We start from the raw sequence: 21,806 nt of genomic DNA on the forward strand, positions 1-21,806 counted from the left end.
TGACGCGATGCCGCACCCCCGCTGGAAATCCAGGCTGGCAATCGCGTTGACGACCGCCCTGACCGCCTCCCTCGCCGCCGTCGCAGTGCCCGCCAGCCCTGCCGCCGCGGCCCAGACCATCGGCTACCCAACGTTCACCGGGCCGGCGATCCCGGCCGCGCCGGTCGGCTACACCACCGGCAACATGATGCAGACCATCTACAACGCGGAGAGCGGCGGCACCGACTTCTGGGTCGACCGCATGCTCGCCCGCTCCGGCGGCAGCGACCCGGCCGACGCCGACGGGCCGATCCTCATGACCCGCGGCCGCGCCCTGTTCATGAAGACGTACAACCCGTCGGTGCTCGGCTTCGCCGGCCACGTCGCCTACTGGGAGAGCATCAGCGACGCCAACGCCTACTCGATCGCGGTCAGCCCGGGCACCTTCACCGAGCAGACCGCCCAGCGCTGGCAGGCGCCCAGCTACGCCAAGAGCGTCTTCACCAGCGGCTCCGTCTCCATCACCCAGCAGAAGTTCATCACCAACAACAACGTCGCGGTGACGAACCTGTCGATCACCAACAACGGCTCGTCCTCGACCACGCTGACACTGCGGGCCACCTCGCCGTACGCGACCGGCGGCAGCGGCGCCGAGCTGACCGGCTCGACCGGCACGAAGAACAGCCTCACCACGCTCACGACGAAGCTCACCGGCGACGGCTTCGCGGTCTCCTCCGGCGGGCTGAACCGCTCCATCACCATCGGGGCCGGCGCCACCGCCACGGCGAAGGTCGTGATGGGCTTCATCGCCAACGAGATCCCGGAGTCGGCGACCGAGTACTCCGCCTACGCCGGCTACTCCAACGCCACCGCGTTCGCCACCCACGTGCGTGCCTACAACAGGTGGTGGGCGGACAACATCCCGTTCTTCGACTCGCCCGAGCCGGCGCTGACGAAGAACTACTACTACCGCTGGTGGCTGATGCGGTTCAACAACCTCGACGCGAACATCCCCGGGCAGACCTACCAGTTCCCGACGTCCGTCGAGGGCGCGCTGGGCTACAACAACGCCATCGCGCTCACCCAGCCCATGCATATCGACGACCTGAAGTACCTGCGCACGCCGCTGTACGCGTACGGCGACTGGCTCTCCGTCGGGCAGGTCTCCAAGGGAGGCCGGTTCGTCGACAACCCCGGCGACCCGGAGAACTGGTCGAACAGCTACACGCAGTACATCGCCGAGGCGGCCTGGCGCAGCTACCAGATCCACGGCGGCCAGCCGGCGCTCGCGGCGAACCTCGCCAAGTACGCCGAGGGCGACGTCAAGGGCCAGCTCGCCACGTACGACACGAACAACAACAAGCTCATCGAGTACAACTGGGGCGCCATGACCGGCAACGACGCCGACGCGGTGTCGTTCCACTGGCGCTCCGGCAACATGGACCGCGGCGAGGCCGCCTACCAGTACAGCGGCGCCCGCGCGGCGGCCCAGGCCTACGCGGCGATCGGCAACACCGCCAAGGCCAATGAGATGAACGCGCTGGCCGACCAGATCGGCGCGGCGATCGTCAGCGTGCTGTGGAACCCGTCGCACAACCTGTTCGAGAACCGGATGGTCTCCGACGGGGCGTTCAACCCCTGGAAAGAGATCAACATCTACTACCCGTTCGCGGTGGGTGCCGTCCCGAACACCACGCAGTACAAGCAGGCGCTGCGGCTGTTCGACGACCCGGCGCAGTACCCGATCTTCCCGTTCTACACCGCCGACCAGGCGGACAAGGCGGCGTCGGGCACCGGCAGCAACAACTTCTCCACCATCAACTCCACGGTGCAGTTCCGGCTGCTGAGCTCGGTGCTGCGCAACTACCCGACGTCGTACCTCACCGCGGACTGGTACAAGAAGCTGCTGTACTGGAACGCCTGGGCGCAGTACGTGGGCGGCAACACCGCCTGGCCCGACGCGAACGAGTTCTGGGCCGACTGGAACGGCTCCTCGATCACCTACCGGTCGTGGATCCACCACAACATCCTCGGCAGCAGCAACTGGACCCTGATCGAGGACGTCGCCGGGCTGCGGCCGCGCAACGACGCCAAGGTGGAGCTCTCGCCCATCAACATCGGGTGGGACCACTTCACCGTCAACAACCTGCGCTATCGCAACGCCGACCTCACGATCGTGTGGGACGACCCGGCCGACGGCGTGACCCGCTACCCGGGCGTGCCGCAGGGGTACTCCATCTTCATCAACGGCACCCGGGTCGCCACCGTGAACTCGCTCGTGCCGTTCACCTGGGACCCGGCCACCGGCACGGTCACCACGACCGGCACCGTGTCCTACAGCCAGGCCTACGCCGGGCTGCAGGCGCCCACGCAGGTCGTGCAGACCGACGCCCGGGTCGTCGACGAGATGGCGAAGGCCGGCATCGACGACAGCACCGCGGCGCCGACGAACCTCGCCGCCGGCGCGGCCGTGTCCGCCTCCTACACCGGCGCCGGCACCTCCACCGGCGGCGCCATCGACGGCTTCCCGACCAACGAGCCGTTCTGGGGCGCCGGCGGCTCCCCGAACAGCCAGGACTGGTTCGAGGTGAACTTCGGCCAGGCCCGGACGCTCAACGAGATCCGGTTGTACTTCAAGGACAGCCGGCCGGCCTCGAGCACGTACCGGGCGCCGTCGGCGTACGACATCCAGTACTACAACGGCAGCGCCTGGGTCAGCGTGCCGAGCCAGGCCAAGAGCCCCGGCTCGCCGAGGGCCAACTACAACCTGGTCACCTTCCCGGCGATCAGCGCCCAGCGGGTGCGGGTGCTGGCGACCAACGCCTCGGGCGCCAAGACCGGCCTGACGGAGATCAAGGTGTACAACCGCGGCGGCACCCAGCCCCCGCCGGTGACCAACCTGGCGCTGTCGGCGACGCCGAGCTGCTCCTACACGTCGGCGTGGGAGAGCTGCGCGGCGATCAACAACGGCGACGAGCCGACCAGCTCCAACAGCGGCGCGTCGAACGACGGCAGCCGCTGGGGGACCTGGCCCAACAGCGGCACCCAGTGGGCCGAGCTGCAGTGGGCATCGGCCCAGACGCTGAGCCAGGCGCAGGTGTACTTCTTCGACGACGAGCAGGGCATCGACATGCCCTCGGCGTGGAAGCTGCAGTACTGGAACGGCTCCGCGTACGTCGACGTGCCCGGCGCCGGCCCGTACACGCTCACGAAGAACGCGTACAACACCGTCACCTTCACCGCGACCTCGACGACCCGCCTGCGGGTGCAGCTCACCAGCACCGGCACCGCGTCGGTGGGGCTGCTCGAGGTCAAGGCGCTGAGTTGATCAAGGTGCGGTGCTGATCATGCACCACGTGCGGAGACCGCCGGCGATGCGGGACGTCGCCCACCTCGCCGGGGTCTCCCACCAGACCGTCTCGCGGGTGGTCAACGACCATCCGAACGTCCGGTCGGAGACGCGAGCCAGGGTGCTGGCGGCGATGCGGGCGCTGGACTACCAGCCCAACGTCGCCGCCCGGACCCTGGCCACCAACCGGTCGCAAACGGTCGGCCTCGTCACCTTCGACACGACGCTCTTCGGGCCCTCGTTCATGGTCCACGCCATCGAGCGGGCGGCCCGGGAGGCCGGCTACTTCGTCAGCATCGCCAGCGCCCGGGAGCCCGATGTGCCACAGGTCCGCGACGCCGTCCGGCGCCTGCGCGAGCAGGCCGTCGAGGGCATCGTCACGCTCGCCCCGGTCGCGGCGGCCTGGACGGCGCTGCGCCAGGAGCCGCTCGACGTGCCGATCGTGGTGCTCGGCATCGGTGCGGGGGAGGGCACCGACGTGCCGATGGTCTCCGTCGACAACGCCGCCGGCGCGGCCCTGGCGACCCGCCACCTGCTCGAGCTCGGCCACCGCACCGTGCACCACGTCACCGGCCCGTCGAACTGGCCCGAGGCCCGCGAACGGCTCGCCGGCTGGCGGGCCGCGCTCGAGGAGGCCGGGCGGGTCGCGCCCGCACCGCTGGCGGGCGACTGGAGCGCCGCGTCCGGCTACGACGCCGGCCGCGACTTCGCCGGCCGGCCCGAGGTGACCGCCGTGTTCTGCGCCAACGACCAGATGGCGATGGGCGCGCTGCGGGCCCTGCACGAGGCCGGCCGCCGCGTGCCCGCCGACGTGAGCGTCGTCGGCTTCGACGACGTACCCGAGGCGCCCTACCTGCTGCCGCCGCTCACCACGGTCCGGCAGGACTTCGCCGAGCTGGGCCGGCGCAGCCTGGACCTGCTCGTCGACCAGATCTCGACGGGCGCACGCCGGGGCGGGGAGCACCGCACCGCGCCGCGTCTCGTCGTACGAAGTTCCACCAGCCCCGTTTCAGATTGAGAGCGCTCACAACCATGAGAGGAATGACCGTGAGACGTCTGTTGTGCAGCACCGTCGCTGCCGCGTTACTGCTCGGAGCCGCCGCCTGCGGCGACGGCAAGGCACCAGGTGTATCCAATGATGGGGCCCAGGCGAACGCCGACAGCGGGGCAACGCTCACCCTGTGGACCCGGGCCGCGACCGAGTCCGTGTCGAAGGCGTACGCGGCCGCCTACAACGCCACCCACAAGAACCAGGTCCAGGTCACCGCGTACCCGAACGAGGAGTACCCGGCGAAGCTCGCCTCGGCGGCCGGCGCGAAGGCGCTGCCCGACCTGTTCGCCTCCGACGTCGTGTTCGCGCCGCAGTACGCCTCCCAGGGCCTGTGGCTGGACATCACCGACAAGTTCAACTCCCTCGCGATCAAGGACAAGGTCGCGCCGGCCCACGTGCGCAACGGCATGTGGAACAAGAAGAACTACGCGGTGCCGCACACCATCGACATGTCGGTCATGCTGTACAACAAGGACCTGTTCACCAAGGCCGGCCTCGACCCGGAGAAGCCGCCGACCACGCTGCAGCAGTTCGCCGACGACGCCCGCGCCGTCAACAAGCTCGGCGGCGACGTGCACGGCACGTACTTCGGCGGCAACTGCGGCGGCTGCAACGTCTTCACGCTGTGGCCGTCGGTGTGGGCGGCCGGCGGCGACGTGATGAACGCCGAGGGCACCGGCAGCACCATCAACAGCAAGGAGATGGCCGACGTCTTCGCGCTGTACCGCAAGCTCTACACCGACGGCGTCGCCGCGCCCGCGTCGAAGGACGAGGCCGGCCCGACGTGGCTCGGCGCCCTGCAGAGCGGCAAGATCGGTATCGCGCCCGGCCCGGCCGCCTGGCTCGGCCTGATCGAGGAGAAGGCCACGTTCAAGCTCGGCGTCGCGCCGATCAGCGGGCTCAACGGGGGCGAGTCGACGTTCGTCGGCGGCGACTCGATCGGCATCGGCGCCACGACCAAGCACGCCACCGAGGCGTGGGACTTCCTGGCCTGGACGCTCGGCGACGAGGCCCAGGTCGAGGTCGTGGCCAAGGGCAAGGGCGTGCCGGTGCGCACGGACCTGGCCAGCAACAAGTACTCCTCGGCCGACCCCCGCGTCGTCACCATCAACAACCTGATGGGCAAGGGCAGGACGCCCTACGCGAAGAACTTCAACGCCACCTACAACGACCCGCAGAGCCCGTGGGTGACCGCCTTCCGCGGCGCCCTGTTCGGCGACGCCCAGAAGTCCCTGGACGACGGCGCCACCGCGCTGACCGCCTCCTTGAAGAAATAGGCACCCATGACACTGCTCGTCCCTGCGCGGCCGGCGGAGTCCCCGCCGGCCGCCCGGCCCCGGCGCCGCCCCGGACGCCGATGGGTCGGCGCCCTCTACGCCGCACCCACCGCGTTCATGGTCGGGCTGTTCTTCCTCGTACCGCTCGGGCTCGTGGCGTGGATGTCGCTGCACCACTGGCCGCTGCTCGGCCCGCCCGAGCTCAACGCGCCGGAGAACTACGCCGGCATGGCCGACGACGAGCTGCTGAGCACGGCGGTGTGGTTCACGCTGAAGTACACCGTCATCGTCACCGTCCTGCTGTTCGTGCTCTCGTTCGGCCTGGCCCTGCTGGTCCAGCACGCCGGCCGAGGCATCGGGCTGCTGCGCACCGCGTACTTCATCCCGGCCGCGGTCGGCTTCGCCAGCGCCTCGCTGCTGTTCCTCGGGATGCTCAGCGACGAGATCGGCCCGGTCAACCGGATCCTCGAGTCGCTGGGCCTGCTGCACGGCTACGTCTCATGGACCAGCGGCAGCTCGGCCGGCGCGCTGAGCTCCGCCGTCGGGCTGGTGCTCTGGCGCTTCGCCGGCTTCAACATGCTGATCCTGCTCACCGGCCTGCAGGCGATCCCGGTCGACGTGTACGAGGCCGCCCGCCTCGACGGCGCCACGCGCTGGCAGGTCTTCCGGCGGATCACGGTACCGCTGATGCGCCCCACGATCGCCCTCGTCCTGACGCTCATGGTCACCGGCTCGCTGCTGGCCTTCGACCAGTTCTGGATCCTCACCCGCGGCGGCCCGGACAACAGCACCACCTCGCTGGTGATGGTCATCTACCGCAAGGCCTTCATCGAGCTCGACCTCGGCTCGGCCGCGGCGATCTCGGTGGTGCTGCTCGGCGTCCTCGTCGTGTTCAACGTCGTGCAGCTCGGCATGCTGCGCAGAAGGGGCTGACATGCGACGGCTGACCGGCGCGGCGCTCGCCATCCTGTTCCTGTTCCCGCTCGCCTGGAGCGCCTTCGCCTCGGTGCGCACCCCGGCGGGCTTCGGCCTGGAGAACTACTCCCGGCTGTTCACCGCCGACAACGGCATCCGCTTCGAGCACGTGTTCAACTCCGTCGCGGTCAGCGTCCTCACCGTCGGGGGCACCCTGCTGGTGAGCACGCTGGGCGGCTACGCGTTCGGCCGGTTCTCCTTCCCCGGCAAGGACGCGCTGTTCCTGCTGACGCTGGCGATCCTCATGGTGCCGTACGCGACCATCCTCATCGCCCTCTACGTGCTGCTCGGCTGGATCGGCCTGCAGGACTCCCTCATCGGCCTGAGCCTGGTGCTCATCATGTTCCAGCTGCCGTTCTCGATCTTCATGATGCGCAACTCGTTCGAGGCGGTGCCCAAGGAGCTGGAGGAGTCCGCGCTCATCGACGGCTGCACCTCCTTCGGCGCGCTCGTGCGGGTCATGCTGCCCGCCGTGCGGCCCGGGCTCATCACCGTCGGCCTCTTCGCGTTCCTCACCTCGTGGAGCGAGTTCTTCGCCCCGCTGATCCTGCTCAACTCGACCGACAAGTTCACCATGATGCTCGCCGTGGTGAACATGCGCACCGCCACGTTCGGCGCCATCGACTACGCCGCGCTGGAGGCCGGCGTGACGTTCATGGCGGTGCCTTGTCTGGTGCTGTTCCTCGTCCTGCAGCGCAGCTACGTCCGCGGCTTCATGTCCGGCGCGCTGCGCGGCTAGCTCTCAGGAGGATCCATGCCCACCCGCCGCACCGTGCTCGCGGCCTCCGCCGCCGGCGCCGTCGCTGCGTTCGTGGCTGTTCAAGAAGCCGCGGCCGCCCGGACCGACATCGGCGTATCCGCCTACGCCTTCCCCCTCACCGCCGTGCAGCTGCTCACCAGCCCGTTCACCGCCAACACGGGCCGCACGCAGTCGTACCTGCTGTTCCTCGACATCGACCGGCTCCTGCACACCTTCCGGCTCAACGCGGGGCTGCCGTCGTCGGCCACGCCGTGCGGCGGCTGGGAGTCGCCGACGACCGAGCTGCGCGGGCACTCCACCGGCCACCTGCTCAGCGCGCTCGCGCAGGCCTACGCGAGCTCCGGCAACACCGCGTTCAAGGCCAAGGGCGACCAGATCGTCGCCGTGCTGGCCCAGTGCCAGGCTGCATCCGGCTATCTGAGCGCCTTCCCGGAGAGCTTCATCGACCGGGTCGAGGCGCGGCAGTCGGTGTGGGCGCCGTACTACACCCTGCACAAGATCATGGCCGGCCTGCTCGACATGTATCTGCTCGCCGGCAACGCGCAGGCGCTGACCGTGCTCACCAGGAAGGCCGCCTGGGTCAAGGCCCGCAACGACCGGCTCACGCTGACCCAGCGCCAGAACATGCTGGACACCGAGTTCGGCGGCATGAACGAGGTGCTGACCAACCTCTACCAGGTCACCGGCGACGCCAACCACCTGACCACGGCGCAGTACTTCGACCACGCCGAGATCTTCGACCCCCTGGCGTCAGGAGTGGACAACCTGAACAACTACCACGCCAACACGCAGATCCCGAAGATCATCGGGGCGATCCGGGAGTACCACGCCACGGGCACGGCCCGCTACCGCGACATCGCCGTGAACTTCTGGGACATCGTCACCAACCATCACACGTACGCGATCGGCGGCAACTCCAACGGCGAGTACTTCAAGGCGCCGGACCGCATCGCCAGCGAGCTGTCGGACACCACCGCCGAGTGCTGCAACGTCTACAACATGCTCAAGCTGACGCGGCAGCTGTTCCTGACCAACCCGGCGCGCGCCGACTACATGGACTACTACGAGAAGGCGGTCTACAACCAGACCCTGGCCTCGCAGGACCCGAACTCGGCGCACGGGTTCCAGTGCTACTACGTGCCGCTGCGGGCCGGGGGTATCAAGACGTACAGCAACGACTACAACAGCTTCGTGTGCTGCCACGGCACCGGCATGGAGAGCAACACGAAGTACGGCGACTCGATCTACTTCCACGACGGCGGCAGCACGCTGTACGTCAACCTGTTCATCCCGTCGGTGCTCACCTGGCCGGCCCGCGGCGTGACGGTCCGCCAGGACACCACGTTCCCGGACGCCGGCTCGACGAAGCTGACGGTGACCGGATCGGGCACGTTCACGGTGAAGGTGCGCATCCCGGCGTGGGCGACCGGCGCGGCCCTGAAGGTCAACGGCGCCGCGCAGGCCGCACCGCAGCCCGGCACCTACGCGACCATCAGCCGCACCTGGGCCTCCGGCGACGTCGTCGACCTGACCCTGCCGATGGCGCTGACCCGCGAGGCCACCAACGACAACAGCACCGTGCAGGCGGTCAAGGTCGGCCCGATCGTGCTCGGCGGCCTGTTCGGCACCAGCAACCTCTCCGCCCTGCCGGTGCTCGACCCGGCCACGCTCACGGCGACGAGCACGCCGCTGCAGTACACCGCGAACGGCGTCACCCTCCAGCCCTTCTACAAGGTCCACGGCCAGCGGTACTCGGTCTACTGGTCCGTCACCGGCGGCCAGACGCTGCCCGCGTTCGTCGCCTACTACCCGTTCGACAACAGCGCCGCCGACGCCACGGGCAACGGCAAGACCGCGACGCTTGTCAACGCCGCCTACACGACCGGCCGCACCGGCAGCGCCGTCAGCCTCAACGGCACCAACGGCTACGTGTCGCTGCCGGCCGGCATCCTGGCCGGCGCGAGCAGCTTCTCGATCGCGCTGTGGGTGCGCATCACGACGCTGGCCTCGTGGTCGCGGGTGTTCGACTTCGGCACCGGCACGGGCGTCAACATGTTCCTGACCCCGCGCTCGAGCACCGGCACCGCCCGCTTCGCCATCACCACCGGCGGCTCGGGCGGCGAGCAGCGCATCGACGCCCCGGCGGCGCTGCCGGCCGGCGCCTGGACCCACGTGGCGGTCACGAAGACGGGCAACGTCGGCATCCTGTACGTCAACGGCGCCGAGGTCGCCCGCAACAGCGCCATGACCCTGAGCCCGGCGAGCCTCGGCAACACCACGCAGAACTGGCTCGGCCGTTCGCAGTACGCCGACCCGTACCTCACCGGCGCCATCGACAGCGTCCGCCTTTACAGCCGGGCGCTGACCGCCTCGGAGGTCTCCGGCTTCTTCTCCGCCGGCAACTGACCGGCGCCCCGCGGCGGCGGTCCATCGGCCGAACCGCCGCCACGGTCGCGCCCAGCAGCGCGACGGCGACCCACAGCGAGCGCGGCACGGCGTCGTGCGGCGCGCGGAGGTACAGCCCGCCCAGCCCCGTGACGCCCGCGGTCGCGCCGAGCCTGGGGCGGTTCCAGTCGCGTTGCCATCAACGCCGCGGATCGCGGCCGAATCCGCCGCGCGCGGCCGCCGTTGTGGCGCTTATGCCTGCGCGCCGGGCAGCAGGGGCCGCATGAACGTGCGCTCGTAGCGCACCACGCACCGGGAGTCGTCCCGGATCTTGTCGGCCGCGACGAACTCGGGGTCGACGCCGAAGCGCGCCCGGTAGCGCTCGTAGGCCGCGAGGCTGTCGAAGCTGAACAGCGCCTCGGCCCGGTCGCTGGCCCCCTCGGCGGGAAGGAAGTAGCCGTGGTGGACCCCGCCGTGCTCGCCCACCAGCCGCATCCACTCCCGCGCGAAGCGCTCGAACGCCTCGATCTGCGCCGGATCGATCGTGTAGTGCACCACGCAGGTGATCATCCGTTCACCCTACGCGGCATTGCCAGACGTGTAACCTGTTGGTTACGCTTCCCGGCGTGGACGAGGTGGCCGGCGCGATCGCCGATCCGGTTCGGCGGGAGATCCTGCTGATGCTGCGCGACGCGTCGCGGTCGGCGGGGGAGATCGCCGAGCGGTTCGAGATCAGCCGCCCGGCGGTCAGCCGGCACCTGCGCGTGCTGCGCGAGGCCGGGCTCGTGCGCGACGCGTCGGACGGGCGGCGGCGCGTCTACTCGCTCGTCGCGGGGCCGCTCGACGAGCTCGCCGGGTGGCTCGGGCAGCTGACACGGCCGTCCGGCTGGCAGCACCACTTCGACGCGCTCGAAACCGAGGTCTACCGCGCCCGCCGCGAGCGGCAGTCGCAGCAACCGCAGACATTCAAGAAGGAGACCGCATGAGTCCGACACCGACCGGCCGGCTGTTCGGCGACGAGCTCGTGGTGACCCGCACGTTCCGGGCGTCCATCGAGGACGTCTGGGCGAGCATCACCGATCCGCAGCGCACGGCGCGCTGGTTCGGGCCGTGGGAGGGCGACGGGGCGCCGGGCAACACGATCAAGGTCCAGATGATCCAGGAGGAGGGCAAGCCCTGGATGGACCTGACCATCGAGGCGTGCGAGGCGCCGCACCGGCTGACGCTGTCCTCGGCGCAGGAGCCCGGCGGCTGGCACATGGACCTGACGCTGAGCGAGCGCGACGGCGTGACCGAGCTGCGGTTCGCCAACCGCCTGACCGGGCCGTACGGCGTCGGCGAGGTCGGCCCGGGCTGGGAGTTCTACCTGGACGCCCTCGTCGCCTCGCGCGACGGCGCGCCGATGCCGGACTTCAACGACTACTACCCGGCGCTGAAGGAGTACTTCGAGGCGCAGCAGTAGGAGTGCCGCGCGCGCCGGCCGGTCCGGTGTGCGTCGGTCGGTCAACGTCCACCGGGCCTTGATCTGCGCTCGGTCCTCAAGGTCTTCACCCAGAACGGTCGCCAGGACCACTAGCTTGATCTTTAACCTGTGCGGCGCGGTCGGGGATCGGTCGATTTCTTCTTTCTGGGTTTCGGTTTTCCGGGCTCGTTGCTGGTGACGGTGTGGACGTCGTGGCGGCGGGTGGGGTGGCGGTTTGGTTGGCCTGGCGGCCGTCCGGGTCCTGCCCGGGTGGGTTTCGGTGCTCGGGCGGGGCAGGTGCTTGTTGCGCGCAGGTGCCGAAAGTCGCGTCGGACGCGGGCCGGGGTGAGTCGCTCCGGCGCCGCTGGTCGTTCCCATGGGCGGCGCAGGTCCGCAGCGATCGGACGGGCCAGGCGCAGCTGGGTGTGAGCGGCGATCAGCAGCCAGGTCCACCGGTCGGCGGCGGCAGGGTCGCGCAGTTTCGGCACGGTCCAGCCGAGGGTCTGCTTGAACAACCGGAACGTGTGCTCGATGTCGAACCGGCGCAGGAACACCTGCCACAACAGATCGACCATCGCCGCGTCCGGGGCGGCTGCAGGGTCGGGGCCGATACTGGTGGAGCACCACAGCCAGACCGGTTTCGCGGTGGCGCCGGACGGCAGCCGGGTCACGTCGAGGCGGATCAGGGTGCCTTCCAGGATCGGCAGGTCCGGGCAGTCGGCCCAGGCGGCGCGGCGGGTCAGCCGCGGGTGCAGCCGGTGCCAGGCCCGGGCCCTCGCCGTGCCGTAGAGGCGGGTCTCGGTCACGGTGGTCACGTCGGGGTCGCCCCAGCTGGCCGGGTCACCGAAGATGAACTCGCCGCCGTGGCGGCGGGGCCGGCCCAGCACGCCCGGCTGCCGGGGCGGGGTCGGCCGGCGCAGCACCCGGTCCGAGCGCAGCCGGGCCACGACCCGCACTGGCAGATCCCGCAACAACCAGGCCAGGCGGGCGGCGTCATACCCGGCGTCCATCACAACCCACATGTGCGGGTCCCCAGGTCGCCAGTGCCCCGCGGCGATCAGCCGGGCGAGCACGTCACGGACCTGCCCCGCGGTGACCGCGGCGAGATCAGCGCCCGGCGTCAGGCGCACCACGTCTAACGGCGCGGTCCAGGAACTGCGGCCGGTCTCCAGCGCGACCACGAACGAGTACGACCAGCCCGGCACCCCGATGTGCTGATCCTTGGCCCGGCCGTATGTGTGGCACAGGATCCGCTCCGGCACGGTGTTCGCCTCCGGCCGCAGCCAGCAGGTGACATCCACCGCGAGCACGATCCGGCCGTCGCCGGCCCGCGGCAACGGCACCGACACAACCGCCGTGCGCAGCCGATCCACGTCCACCCGACCAGCACCGAGGGCGTCATACAGTGCGCCATGACCACGACGGTGCTCCGCGATCAGCGACAACCCCGGCAGCGACCGCACCGGCCCGTCCGCGCACAACACCGCGTCCGCCAGCTCGAACAACGCATCAGCACGAGCCGTCAGACAGCGGTACAACTCTCCGCGAAACCAGCCCAGATCCCCACCCACACCACCACGCCCACGATCAGGCACACTGATCCTCCGCAGCCTTTGATCGGATCTTTCTTCCCTAGACAAGAGGAATGATCGATCAAGGGCTGCACCCATGATCAGCCGGGGTCGATATCACCCGACCCGAGGTTAAAGATCAAGCTAGGCGGCGTCGTCCAGGGCGCCGCGCACCGCCGTGAGCCGTGCGGCCAGCTCGGGCGCCCGCGCGGCGAGCGCGGCCAGGTCCGCGCGCGCGTCCAGCGTGGCCGTCCACAGCACACCCCGGCCCTGCTCCAGCAGCGCGACGCCGCGCCGCGGGTCGCCGGTGGCCACGGCGCTCGCGGCGGCGTCGGCGCCCGTGCCGGCGCCCGCGGTGAGGTGGTGCTCGCGGCTGGCCCGGCTCAGGCCGCGCCACGCGCCCAGGCACAGCAGCACGACCGCGCTGGCACTGGCCTCGACCGCGCCGGGCCAGTCGCCGGTCTCGGCGGCGGCGGTCGCGCAGGCACGCATCGCGCTCAGCCGGGCCGCGCTCGGCGCCGTCGCGGTGTGCCCGGCGGCCTGCCACAGCGCCCTGGCCTCGCGCAGCGCCGCAGGGTCGCCGTGCGTGTCGTAAACCGTCCGCAGCGCGTCGCCGAGGTTGCCGAGGGCGGCGGCCCGGGACGGGTCGTCGTGCGGCAGCAGCGCGGCCGCGGTGCGCAGGGCGGCGACCGCGGCGTCGAGGTCGGCGTCGTCGCCGCTGTGCTCGTGCCGGCGCAGCAGCGCCCCGCCCAGGTTCACCAGCAGCCGCGGCCGCACGGGGTGGTCGCCGTCGATGGTCGCGGCGCGGGCGCGGCCGGTGGCGATCGCCTCGTCGAGGTCGGCGGGGTCGGCGACCGTCTCGAAGCGCAGGCGCAGTACCTCGACCAGGTTCATCTCGATCGTCAGCCGGGCCGTGTGGTCGGGCGGCGTCGCGGCGAGCGCGTCGCGCAGCGCCGTGGCCGCGGCGTCGGCGTCGGCCGGGTCCCGCGACGCGGAGAACCGCAGGCCGAGGCTCAGTGCGAGGTTCGCGCTGTGCGTCGCCCGGCCGGGATCGGTGTGCGGGGTGGCGTCGAGCAGGCCGCGGCCGGTGTCGATCGCCTCGTCGAGGTCGGCCGGCTCGCCGAAGCGCTCGTAGCGCCGGCGCAGCGCGTTGCACAGGCCGCTCAGCGAGGTCATGGCGGCCTCGGGCGCGGTGCCGATGACCGTCATCACGCCCCGCGCGACGTCGCGCCAGCCCGGCGACGCCGTCACGGCGGCGCGGGACACGCGCACCGCCTCGTCGAGGTCGGCGCGGTCGCCGAGCCGCTCGAAGCGCAGCCGCAGCGCGATGGCGACGTTGGCCAGCCGGCCGGGGAGTTCGGGGTCGCCGGCGGGGGTAGCGCCGGCGGCCGCCCGCCCTACCTCCACCGCCTCGTCGAGGTCGGCCATGCGGTTGAACCGTTCGAACCGCAGCTGCAGCCACGCGCCGAGCTGGGACAGCCAGTCGGCGCCGCCCATCGCGCGGGCGATCCCGATCGCCTCGTCGAGGTCGGCGGGCCGGTCCAGCCGCTCGAACCGCCTGGCCAGCTCGATGGCCAGGCTGCCGAGCAGTTCGGCGCGGTCCGGGTCGCCGTGGTCCGCCGCGCCGGCCCCGGCGCGGAACGCGGCGACCGACTCGTCGAGGTCGTCGAGCCCGTCGCGATCGGCGAACCGGGCCGCGAGCGCCCGGCCCAGGTTGAACAGGTACGCCGGGCAGGGGTCGGCCGCGACCGCCACACGGGCCGCCTCGACCGCGGCGTCGATGTCGTCCGGGTCGCCGAACTCGTCGAAGTACGTGCCGAGCCCGCGGCAGAGCTCGGCGTGGAACGCGGCCCAGCGCGGGTCGCCGGGGCCCGACCCCTCGATCGCGCGGCGCAGCAGGGCCACGGCCTCGTAGACGCCCCGCCCGTACGGCTGGTCGAGGACGAGGCTGCCCAGGTCGGCCAGGTCGTCCGGGGATGCGTCGGTGGGCTCGCCGTAGACGGCGCGGGCCAGCGGCTCGGGCAGCAGCTCCGAGTGCTGCGGCACCATCATGGCGAACAGCTCCAGCGCGGCGGACCGGTCGTCGTCGGCGGAGCCGGCCAGGTGCCGGCACCAGTGCAGCCACGCCACCAGATGTACGACCTCGATCGGCACCGCCTCGTCGCGGGTCGTCGCGTCCCACAGCCACTCGGCCTCCGCCACGGCGCCGGGCGCCAGCACCGGCCGGGGATCGCCGCGTGTGAGGTATGTGTCGATGCGCGCGTCCAGGCCGGCGAACACCTTCTCGGGCTTCACCGTCCACAATCTACGGTGCGGTCGCCGTGGCGTAGACGCGGCGCAGGGTGTCGAACGTCTCGAGGGTGCGCCGCCCCTCGGCCTGCATGGACCGTACCGCCGGGTCGTCGTCCGGCGCGGCCAGGGCCGCCTCCCACAGGCCCCGCTCGGCCGCGCGCCAGTCGGGCCGGTCGTGCACCTCGACGTCGAGGAACCCGGCCGCCGGCAGGTCGCGGCGCAGGTCCACGCCGCGGATGCGGGGCAGCACGCTCTTGTCGGCCCGGTCGGCGGGCTCCCAGCAGGTCAGGGCGAGCCGGCCGCCGGGCGCGAGCAGGCGCCGGAACTCGTGCAGCGCCGCCAGCGGCGGCTCGGCGAACTGCACCGCGTCGATGCACATCAGCCCGTCGGCGGCGCCGCCGGGCAGGCCGGTGCCGGTCAGGGTGCCGACGCGGAACTCGGCCTGCCCGGCGGGCAGCCGCTCGGCGGCGGTGAGCCGGGCCCGCTCGAGCGCCACGGCGGAGAAGTCCACGCCGGTCAGCCGGGCGCCGGTGCGCAGGGCGACCTCGATGCCGTAGCCGCCGCGCCCGCAGGCGATGTCGAGCAGGGCGGCGCCGGGCCCCAGCCGCAGCGCCTCGGCCACCTCGCCGACGCCGCCCCACGTGAGCGTGCCGGCGTCGCGAAGCTGCGGCGGCAGCCCCATGGCGCGGGCGATGACGGCGTCACGGGCGGGCGAGGTGTCCATGTCGGCGTACCACTGGTCGAAATATGCGGCGTCGAGCGATGTCATCCCGGCATTCTCCCCCCGCGCGACCTGCGCGAGGAGAACGCCAGCCGCCCGAGCGCGGGCGTGAACGCATGCTCACTCATACCCGCACTCTGGCCGCTGGGCGCCCGCCCGGTCTTGAACCGATCGCTCGAGGCGGCCGGCCGATTCCAGCGTGTCGGGATGGTCGTCGCCGAGGACTCGCCGGCGCCCGGCGAGGGCCTCCTCGTAGAGCGCGATCGCGCGGCCGAGGTCGCCCGTGGACTGCAGGGCGGCAGCCAGGCCGTGGACCGACGTCAGCGTGTCGGGATGGTCGTCGCCCAGGACTCGCCGGCGGTCGGCGAGCGCTGCCTCGAGCAGCGGGACGGCTCGAGCCAGGTCACCGGCGGACCGGTAGGCGGTGGCGAGGTCGTTGGCGGAGGTCAGCGTGTCCGGGAACGTGTCGCCCAGCACTCGCCGGCGGTCGGCCAGTGCCTGTTCGAACAGCGGGATGGCCCGATCCAGATCGCCGGCCGAGCAGTAGGCGGCGGCAAGGTTGTGGACGGAGCTCAGCGTGTCGGGATGGTCGTCGCCGAGGACTCGCCGGCGATCGGCGAGAGCCTGCTGATGCAGGGGGATCGCCTGACGGTGCTGTCCGGCCAGCCGGAGACTGGTGGCAAGGTTGTTGACCGCGAACAGTGTTCTCGGATGATCGTCGCCGGCGACCCGTCGGAGGTCGGCGAGGGCCCGCCGGTGCAGCGGGATCGCCTGACGCAACGCTCCGGCCAGCCGCAGACCGCTGGCGAGGTCGTTGGCCGACGTCAACGTGTCCGGATGATCGTCGCCGAGAGCCCGGCGGTATGTGCGGTAGGCCAGCTCGAGGTAGCTCGCGGAATGGTTGACGTTTCCCTGGCTGCGCAGGAAGAGCCCGGTGCGGTGCAGCAAGAGGGCCAGGCCGCGCGCATCGAGGTCGGACTCTCCCGGCGCCGGGGCGGCCGCCAGGACGTCGATGTGCGGCAGCAACGTACGCCAGGCCGGCCACGAGCCGGGATCCTGCCAACCTGCCGGGACCGCGTCCGTCAGGCCCTGGACGGCAGTCCGCCAGGAATCGATGAGGTCGCCGGCCGTCCTCAGGTCGGCGACGGACGTGCGGGTGACGGCCTGGACCAGCCGGTGAACGCTGATGGTGTCGGTGGCCGGATTGAGCGTGATCATGCTGTAGGCGGCGAGCCGGCCGACGGCGCGGGCCGTCGTGGCCGGGTCGGCCAGCGCGGACAGCAGCGTCCGGGGGACGGCTTCGGAGGCGTACCAGGCCAGGACCCTCAGCATCTGCCCGGGCAACGGGTCGGGCGCGAAGCGGTCAAGGGTCACGTTCCACACCCGGGCGATGGTTCGCTGCGCGTCGCGGCCCTCCTCGCCGTCGGCGTACATGGCGGCGGGATATTCGGCCAGCAGCCGAAGGTAGTCGCGAGGCGTGACACCCGTCTGGGTGAGATAGGCGCCCGCCTGCTCCACCGCCAGGGGCAGACAGCCCAGTTCGGCGCAGACGGCGCCGAGTTCGTCGCGGTCGGCGGTGGCGCCCGTCCGGGCGAGGATGGCCGCCAGCAGATCGACGGCCTGGACGTCGGTGAGCACGTCGAGGCGGACCAGGTCGACCAGATCGGGCCATCCGGTGGTCCGCCGGCTGGTCACCACGATCCGTCCCTGCGGCAGCCGGGCCAGAAGACCGGCGATGTCGGCGGGATCGGTGACGTTGTCCAGGATCAGCAGCCACCGGTCGTGCGAAGCCAGCCACTGCACCACCCGCTCCCGCAGCACCTCGGAGGACAGCACCTGCTGCAATCCCGGCTCCAACGCGGCGGCCAGCTCGACCAGGCCGGCGTCGAGCGCGGCCATGCTGTCTGCGGTGATCCACCAGATCAGGGCGAAGTCGTCGATGTGCTGCTGGGCCCAGCGCGCGGCCAGGGTGCTCTTGCCGATGCCGCCCAGTCCATGGACCGCCTGCACCACGACCGGACGCGCCGCGACCGCCGCGTCCAGCCGGGACAGTTCCGGCTCCCGGCCGACGAACATCGCCGGTCGGACCGGCAGGCGCACCAGACCAGCCGGTGGCGCGGCGGGCGCCGAGAATGCCTCGGGCGGCAGCGCCGTGGCATGCCTGGCTCGGATCTGCACGATGGTGGCCCGGTCACCGGTCGACGCGATCCCGTGCAGGTCTCTGCTGACCGCGATCGAGCCGACCGCCTCCGGCCGCATCGTATCGGCCGCGTGGTCCTCGCCGACCGGCTCGCCCCGATCGCTCCCCGTCGGCGCCGGCCCGGCCGGCGCCGACCGCTTGCGTGCAGAGCGGCGTTTCATGCCCCTTTCTGACGGACCGGCGGCGTGCGGTACACGGCGAACGTCGTCTCGCGGCGCAGCCGGAAGCCCAGCGCGTGGTACAGGCGGATGGCGTTGGTGTTGCTCGCCGCCGCGTGCAGCAGGACCTGGTCGCCGCGGGAGCGGATGTTGTACGCCACCGCGCGCACGAGCCGCCCCGCCAGGCCCTGGCCCCGGTGCGCCGCGTCGGTGCACACGGCGCTGATCTCGGTCCAGCCCGGCGGGTGCAGGCGCTCGCCGGCCATCGCGATCAGCCGGCCGTCGCGGCGGATGCCCAGGTACGTGCCGAGCTCGAAGGTCCGCGCGCGCCACGGGCCGGGGTTGGTGCGGGCCACGAGGGCGCTCATCTCCTGCGCGTCGTCGGCGGCGAGGACGACGGCCTCCTCGTCCGGGTGGGCGTCGACGCCGTCGTCGACCATCTGCACGCCCTTGCCCCGCGTGACCGGCTCCCAGCCGGCGGGCGGGGCGACGGTGGCGCCGGTGATCGGCACCTCGACGCCCGCGCCGACGAGGGAGGCGAGGTCGCGCCAGACGCCGTCGTCGCGGCGGTCGGGGAGGCCGACGAACACCGACACGTCGGGGTGGTACCGGCGGGCCGAGCCGTGCGCCTGAGCGAAGTGCGCGTGCGGACCGTTGAGGGAGTGCCAGGCGGGGTTGTCCAGGATCATGACGGCCTCTAATTACTATCTAACCGATCGGGATTGACAACTTATCGCGAGGGTTCCTATCTTGCCAATAGCGGTTGCCGAGCGGAGCGGCCGCGCCGTCCACGATGGAGCCACTCGCATGAGCGAGCCCGTAGCCCTGCAGGCAAAACCGGAATCCCCGCCCGCCGTGCCGCCGGTCGCCGGCCGCGGGCCGGCGCTCGACCCGCAGATCGCGCGGCGGCGGGTCACGCCGCGGCCCCGGCCGCTGCGCTGGCTCGTCAGCGCGGTGGTGCTGGTGGTGCTCGCCCAGTTCATCTGGGGGATCTTCACCAACAGCCACTACGAGTGGCCGAAGTTCTGGCCGTACTTCACGCGCGAGTCGATCCTCGACGGCGTCGTCGTGACGCTGAAGGTGGTCGGCCTCAGCGCCGTCTTCGGGCTGCTCCTGGGCGTGCTCGTCGCGCTCGGCCGGCTGTCGTCCAACCCGCTGATCGGCGGCCTGGCGTGGGCCTACGTGTGGTTCTTCCGCGCGCTGCCGCTGCCGCTGCTGCTGATCATCACCTTCAACTTCTCGTACTTCTACCCCCGCCTCGGCGTCGGCGTCCCGTGGGGACCGGTCTTCGCCGAGGTACAGACGGCCAGCCTCACGCCGCTGGCCATCGGCGTCATCGCGCTGAGCCTCAACGAGGCGGCGTACGCGGCCGAGGTGATCCGCGGCGGCATCCTGTCGGTCGAGGCCGGGCAGATCGAGGCGGCCAACGCGCTCGGGCTGTCGCGGGCCCGGCAGCTGCGCCGGGTGATCCTGCCGCAGGCGCTGCGCTCGATCGTCCCGGCGTACGGCAACCAGCTCATCGGCCTGATCAAGGCCAGCTCGCTGGTGTACTACGTCTCGCTGCTCGACCTGTTCGGCGCCGTGTTCGTGCTCGAGTCGCGCCACCCCGAGTCGCTGGTGCCGATCCTCATCGTCGGCGCCGCCTGGTACCTGCTGCTCACCGCGGCGCTGTCGATCGTGCAGTTCTACGTCGAGCGGTACTTCGCCCGCGGCAGCGCCCGCGCGCTGCCGCCCACGCCGGTGCAGCGGCTGCGGCGCCTCACCGTCGACTCGTGGGGCCGCCTCGCCGGCGTGCGCCTGACCCGGAGGGGATTGCGATGACCGCGACGCTCGACGCCGCGCCGGCCGGCACCGCGGCGCTGGAGATCCGCAACGTGCACAAGTCGTTCGGCCCGCGCGAGGTCCTCAAGGGCGTCGACCTGACCGTGCGGCCCGGCGACGTCGTGGCCGTCCTCGGCCCGTCCGGCTCCGGCAAGTCGACGCTGCTGCGCGCCGTCAACCACCTCGAGCGGCCCGACCTCGGCTACGTCGCCCTGCACGGCGAGCTCATCGGCGTCGAGGTGCGCGGCGACCGGCTGCACGAGCTGCCCCAGCGGGCGGTGCGCCGCCAGCGCACCCGCATCGGCTTCGTGGCGCAGAGCTTCAACCTCTTCCCCAACCTCACCGCTCGGGACAACGTCGCCGAGCCGCTGGTCGCGCACCGGCGCCTCGCCCGGCCCGCCGCCCGCGAGCGGGCGGTCGAACTGCTGGCGAAGGTCGGCCTGGGCGAGCGCGGCGACGCGTACCCGCGCCACCTCTCCGGCGGCCAGCAGCAGCGCGTCGCCATCGCCCGCGCCCTCGCCCTGGAGCCCGACCTCGTGCTCTTCGACGAGCCGACCTCCGCGCTCGACCCCGAACTGGTCGGCGAGGTGCTGTCGGTCATCCGGCGGCTCGCCGAAGGCGGCACGACGCTCGTGATCGTCACGCACGAGATCGGCTTCGCCCGCGAGGTCGCCGATGTCGTCGTGTTCATCGACGGCGGCGTGATCGTCGAACAGGGCCCGCCGTCCCGGGTGCTCGACAACCCGCAACAGCCCCGCACCCGCGAGTTCCTCGCCCGGGTGCTGTAGATCCCAAGGAGAATCATGAGACGACCCGTTGCGGCCGCGGCCCTGGCCCTCGCGCTGCTCGGCGGCCTCGCCGCCTGCGGCAGCGACGACGAGGCCCAGGCCGACACCGCCGCCGGCTCCGGCGGCACGGTCACCATCGGCGCGCAGGCCAAGGGCATCGGCAAGCAGACCCAGCTCAAGGTCGACAAGCAGCAGAGCATCGCCGACGAGGTACCGGCGGCGGTCAAGGCCGACGGCAAGCTCACCGTCGGCATCGGCGCCCTGCCCACCGGCTTCCCGCCGCTGGCCTTCGTCGGCGACGACGACAAGACCGTCACCGGCGCCGAGCCCGACCTCGGCCGCCTCGTCGCCGCGGTGCTCGGCCTCAAGCCCGAGTTCAACAACGACACGTGGGACAACCTGTTCGTCGGCATCGACTCCGGCAAGAACGAGGTCGGGTTCTCCAACATCACCGACACCGAGCAGCGCAAGGAGAAGTACGACTTCGCCTCCTACCGCCAGGACAACCTCGGCTTCGCGGTCAAGGAGGGCAACGCCTGGAACTTCGCCAAGCAGTACGAGAACCTCGCCGGTCTCAAGGTCGCCGTCGGCGCCGGCACCAACCAGGAGAAGATACTGGTCGCCTGGCAGGACAAGCTCAAGGCGGAGGGCAAGACCCTGGAGATCAAGTACTTCGCCGACACGCCCAGCACCTTCAAGGCCATCGTCTCGGGCCAGATCGACGCGTACTTCGGCCCCAACCCCGGCATCGCGTTCCAGATCAGCAAGACCCAGGGCACCCCGGACGCGGTGCGCAACGCCGGCGTGTACTCCGGCGCCGGCGAGTCCCTGCAGGGCCTGATCGCCGCCACCACCAAGAAGGACAACGGCCTCGTCAAGGCCGTCGCCGACGCGATCAACTACCTGATCCAGCAGGGGGTCTACCAGCAGTGGCTGGCCGCCTACAACCTCGGCACCGAGGCCGTGGACACCTCCCAGGTGAACCCGCCCGGCCTGCCCAAGTCCAACGTCTGACCC

The 21,806-nt window shown here is 71.5% G+C and carries 17 protein-coding genes; 11 read left to right on the top strand and 6 right to left on the bottom strand.

Features of this window, described 5'->3' with window-relative positions:
- The first annotated feature begins 7 nt into the window (after window positions 1–7).
- From ACQEVU_RS21350 to ACQEVU_RS21375, 6 genes are read left to right on the top strand one after another with little or no spacing between them, the layout of a single operon-like run.
- Complete coding sequence (locus ACQEVU_RS21350; protein WP_433326127.1) at window positions 8–3,307, top strand: discoidin domain-containing protein; 3,300 nt, start codon at window positions 8–10, stop codon at window positions 3,305–3,307.
- A 19-nt stretch (window positions 3,308–3,326) separates the two neighbouring features.
- On the top strand, window positions 3,327–4,346 hold the full coding sequence (locus tag ACQEVU_RS21355; protein ID WP_433326129.1) for a LacI family DNA-binding transcriptional regulator: 1,020 nt from the start codon (window positions 3,327–3,329) through the stop codon (window positions 4,344–4,346).
- Between the two features lie 23 nt (window positions 4,347–4,369).
- The gene (locus ACQEVU_RS21360; protein ID WP_433326131.1) at window positions 4,370–5,656 is read left to right on the top strand and encodes an ABC transporter substrate-binding protein; all 1,287 of its coding nucleotides are present in this window, start codon (window positions 4,370–4,372) and stop codon (window positions 5,654–5,656) included.
- Between the two features lie 6 nt (window positions 5,657–5,662).
- On the top strand, window positions 5,663–6,589 hold the full coding sequence (locus ACQEVU_RS21365) for a carbohydrate ABC transporter permease (RefSeq protein WP_433326133.1): 927 nt from the start codon (window positions 5,663–5,665) through the stop codon (window positions 6,587–6,589).
- A 1-nt stretch (window position 6,590) separates the two neighbouring features.
- Window positions 6,591–7,370 carry a carbohydrate ABC transporter permease gene (locus ACQEVU_RS21370; RefSeq protein WP_433326135.1) on the top strand — a complete coding sequence of 260 codons (780 nt, stop codon included), beginning with the start codon at window positions 6,591–6,593 and terminating at the stop codon, window positions 7,368–7,370.
- 15 nt (window positions 7,371–7,385) lie between these two features.
- A complete protein-coding gene (locus tag ACQEVU_RS21375) occupies window positions 7,386–9,797 on the top strand; it encodes a beta-L-arabinofuranosidase domain-containing protein (RefSeq protein ID WP_433326137.1) in 2,412 nt (803 codons plus the stop codon).
- 231 nt (window positions 9,798–10,028) lie between these two features.
- Here ACQEVU_RS21375 and ACQEVU_RS21380 read toward each other — a convergent pair whose 3' ends face one another.
- Window positions 10,029–10,346 (bottom strand): NIPSNAP family protein, encoded by a 318-nt coding sequence (locus tag ACQEVU_RS21380; protein ID WP_433326139.1) that lies wholly within the window; start codon window positions 10,344–10,346, stop codon window positions 10,029–10,031.
- 56 nt (window positions 10,347–10,402) lie between these two features.
- On the opposite strand from ACQEVU_RS21380, the gene ACQEVU_RS21385 reads away from it, so the two are divergent.
- Both ACQEVU_RS21385 and ACQEVU_RS21390 read left to right on the top strand, forming a co-directional pair.
- Window positions 10,403–10,762 carry a metalloregulator ArsR/SmtB family transcription factor gene (locus ACQEVU_RS21385; RefSeq protein WP_433326141.1) on the top strand — a complete coding sequence of 120 codons (360 nt, stop codon included), beginning with the start codon at window positions 10,403–10,405 and terminating at the stop codon, window positions 10,760–10,762.
- On the top strand, window positions 10,759–11,238 hold the full coding sequence (locus ACQEVU_RS21390; protein WP_433326143.1) for an SRPBCC family protein: 480 nt from the start codon (window positions 10,759–10,761) through the stop codon (window positions 11,236–11,238). Before ACQEVU_RS21385 ends, ACQEVU_RS21390 begins: the two co-directional genes overlap by 4 nt.
- A 122-nt stretch (window positions 11,239–11,360) precedes the next feature.
- Here ACQEVU_RS21390 and ACQEVU_RS21395 read toward each other — a convergent pair whose 3' ends face one another.
- The 5 genes from ACQEVU_RS21395 to ACQEVU_RS21415 all read right to left on the bottom strand — a co-directional run bounded on the left by ACQEVU_RS21395 (window position 11,361) and on the right by ACQEVU_RS21415 (window position 18,869).
- Window positions 11,361–12,839 carry an NF041680 family putative transposase gene (locus ACQEVU_RS21395; RefSeq protein WP_433335020.1) on the bottom strand — a complete coding sequence of 493 codons (1,479 nt, stop codon included), beginning with the start codon at window positions 12,837–12,839 and terminating at the stop codon, window positions 11,361–11,363.
- A 114-nt stretch (window positions 12,840–12,953) separates the two neighbouring features.
- On the bottom strand, window positions 12,954–15,104 hold the full coding sequence (locus ACQEVU_RS21400; RefSeq protein WP_433326145.1) for a hypothetical protein: 2,151 nt from the start codon (window positions 15,102–15,104) through the stop codon (window positions 12,954–12,956).
- A gap of 10 nt (window positions 15,105–15,114) precedes the next feature.
- Entirely contained in the window at window positions 15,115–15,870 is a 756-nt protein-coding gene (locus ACQEVU_RS21405) for a class I SAM-dependent methyltransferase (RefSeq protein ID WP_433326147.1), read from the bottom strand.
- A gap of 72 nt (window positions 15,871–15,942) precedes the next feature.
- On the bottom strand, window positions 15,943–18,183 hold the full coding sequence (locus tag ACQEVU_RS21410) for a tetratricopeptide repeat protein (protein ID WP_433326149.1): 2,241 nt from the start codon (window positions 18,181–18,183) through the stop codon (window positions 15,943–15,945).
- Window positions 18,180–18,869 (bottom strand): GNAT family N-acetyltransferase, encoded by a 690-nt coding sequence (locus ACQEVU_RS21415; RefSeq protein WP_433326151.1) that lies wholly within the window; start codon window positions 18,867–18,869, stop codon window positions 18,180–18,182. Before ACQEVU_RS21415 ends, ACQEVU_RS21410 begins: the two co-directional genes overlap by 4 nt.
- Window positions 18,870–18,987: 118 nt before the next feature.
- Here ACQEVU_RS21415 and ACQEVU_RS21420 point away from each other — a divergent pair, with 118 nt between their 5' ends.
- From ACQEVU_RS21420 to ACQEVU_RS21430, 3 genes are read left to right on the top strand one after another with little or no spacing between them, the layout of a single operon-like run.
- Window positions 18,988–20,001 carry an amino acid ABC transporter permease gene (locus ACQEVU_RS21420; RefSeq protein WP_433326153.1) on the top strand — a complete coding sequence of 338 codons (1,014 nt, stop codon included), beginning with the start codon at window positions 18,988–18,990 and terminating at the stop codon, window positions 19,999–20,001.
- The gene (locus ACQEVU_RS21425) at window positions 19,998–20,789 is read left to right on the top strand and encodes an amino acid ABC transporter ATP-binding protein (protein ID WP_433326155.1); all 792 of its coding nucleotides are present in this window, start codon (window positions 19,998–20,000) and stop codon (window positions 20,787–20,789) included. Before ACQEVU_RS21420 ends, ACQEVU_RS21425 begins: the two co-directional genes overlap by 4 nt.
- A 15-nt stretch (window positions 20,790–20,804) precedes the next feature.
- On the top strand, window positions 20,805–21,803 hold the full coding sequence (locus tag ACQEVU_RS21430; protein ID WP_433326157.1) for an ABC transporter substrate-binding protein: 999 nt from the start codon (window positions 20,805–20,807) through the stop codon (window positions 21,801–21,803).
- The last annotated feature ends 3 nt before the right edge of the window (window positions 21,804–21,806 follow it).

This window comes from Dactylosporangium sp. CA-139066, assembly GCF_050936175.1.
Classification (GTDB): Bacteria; Actinomycetota; Actinomycetes; order Mycobacteriales; family Micromonosporaceae; genus Dactylosporangium.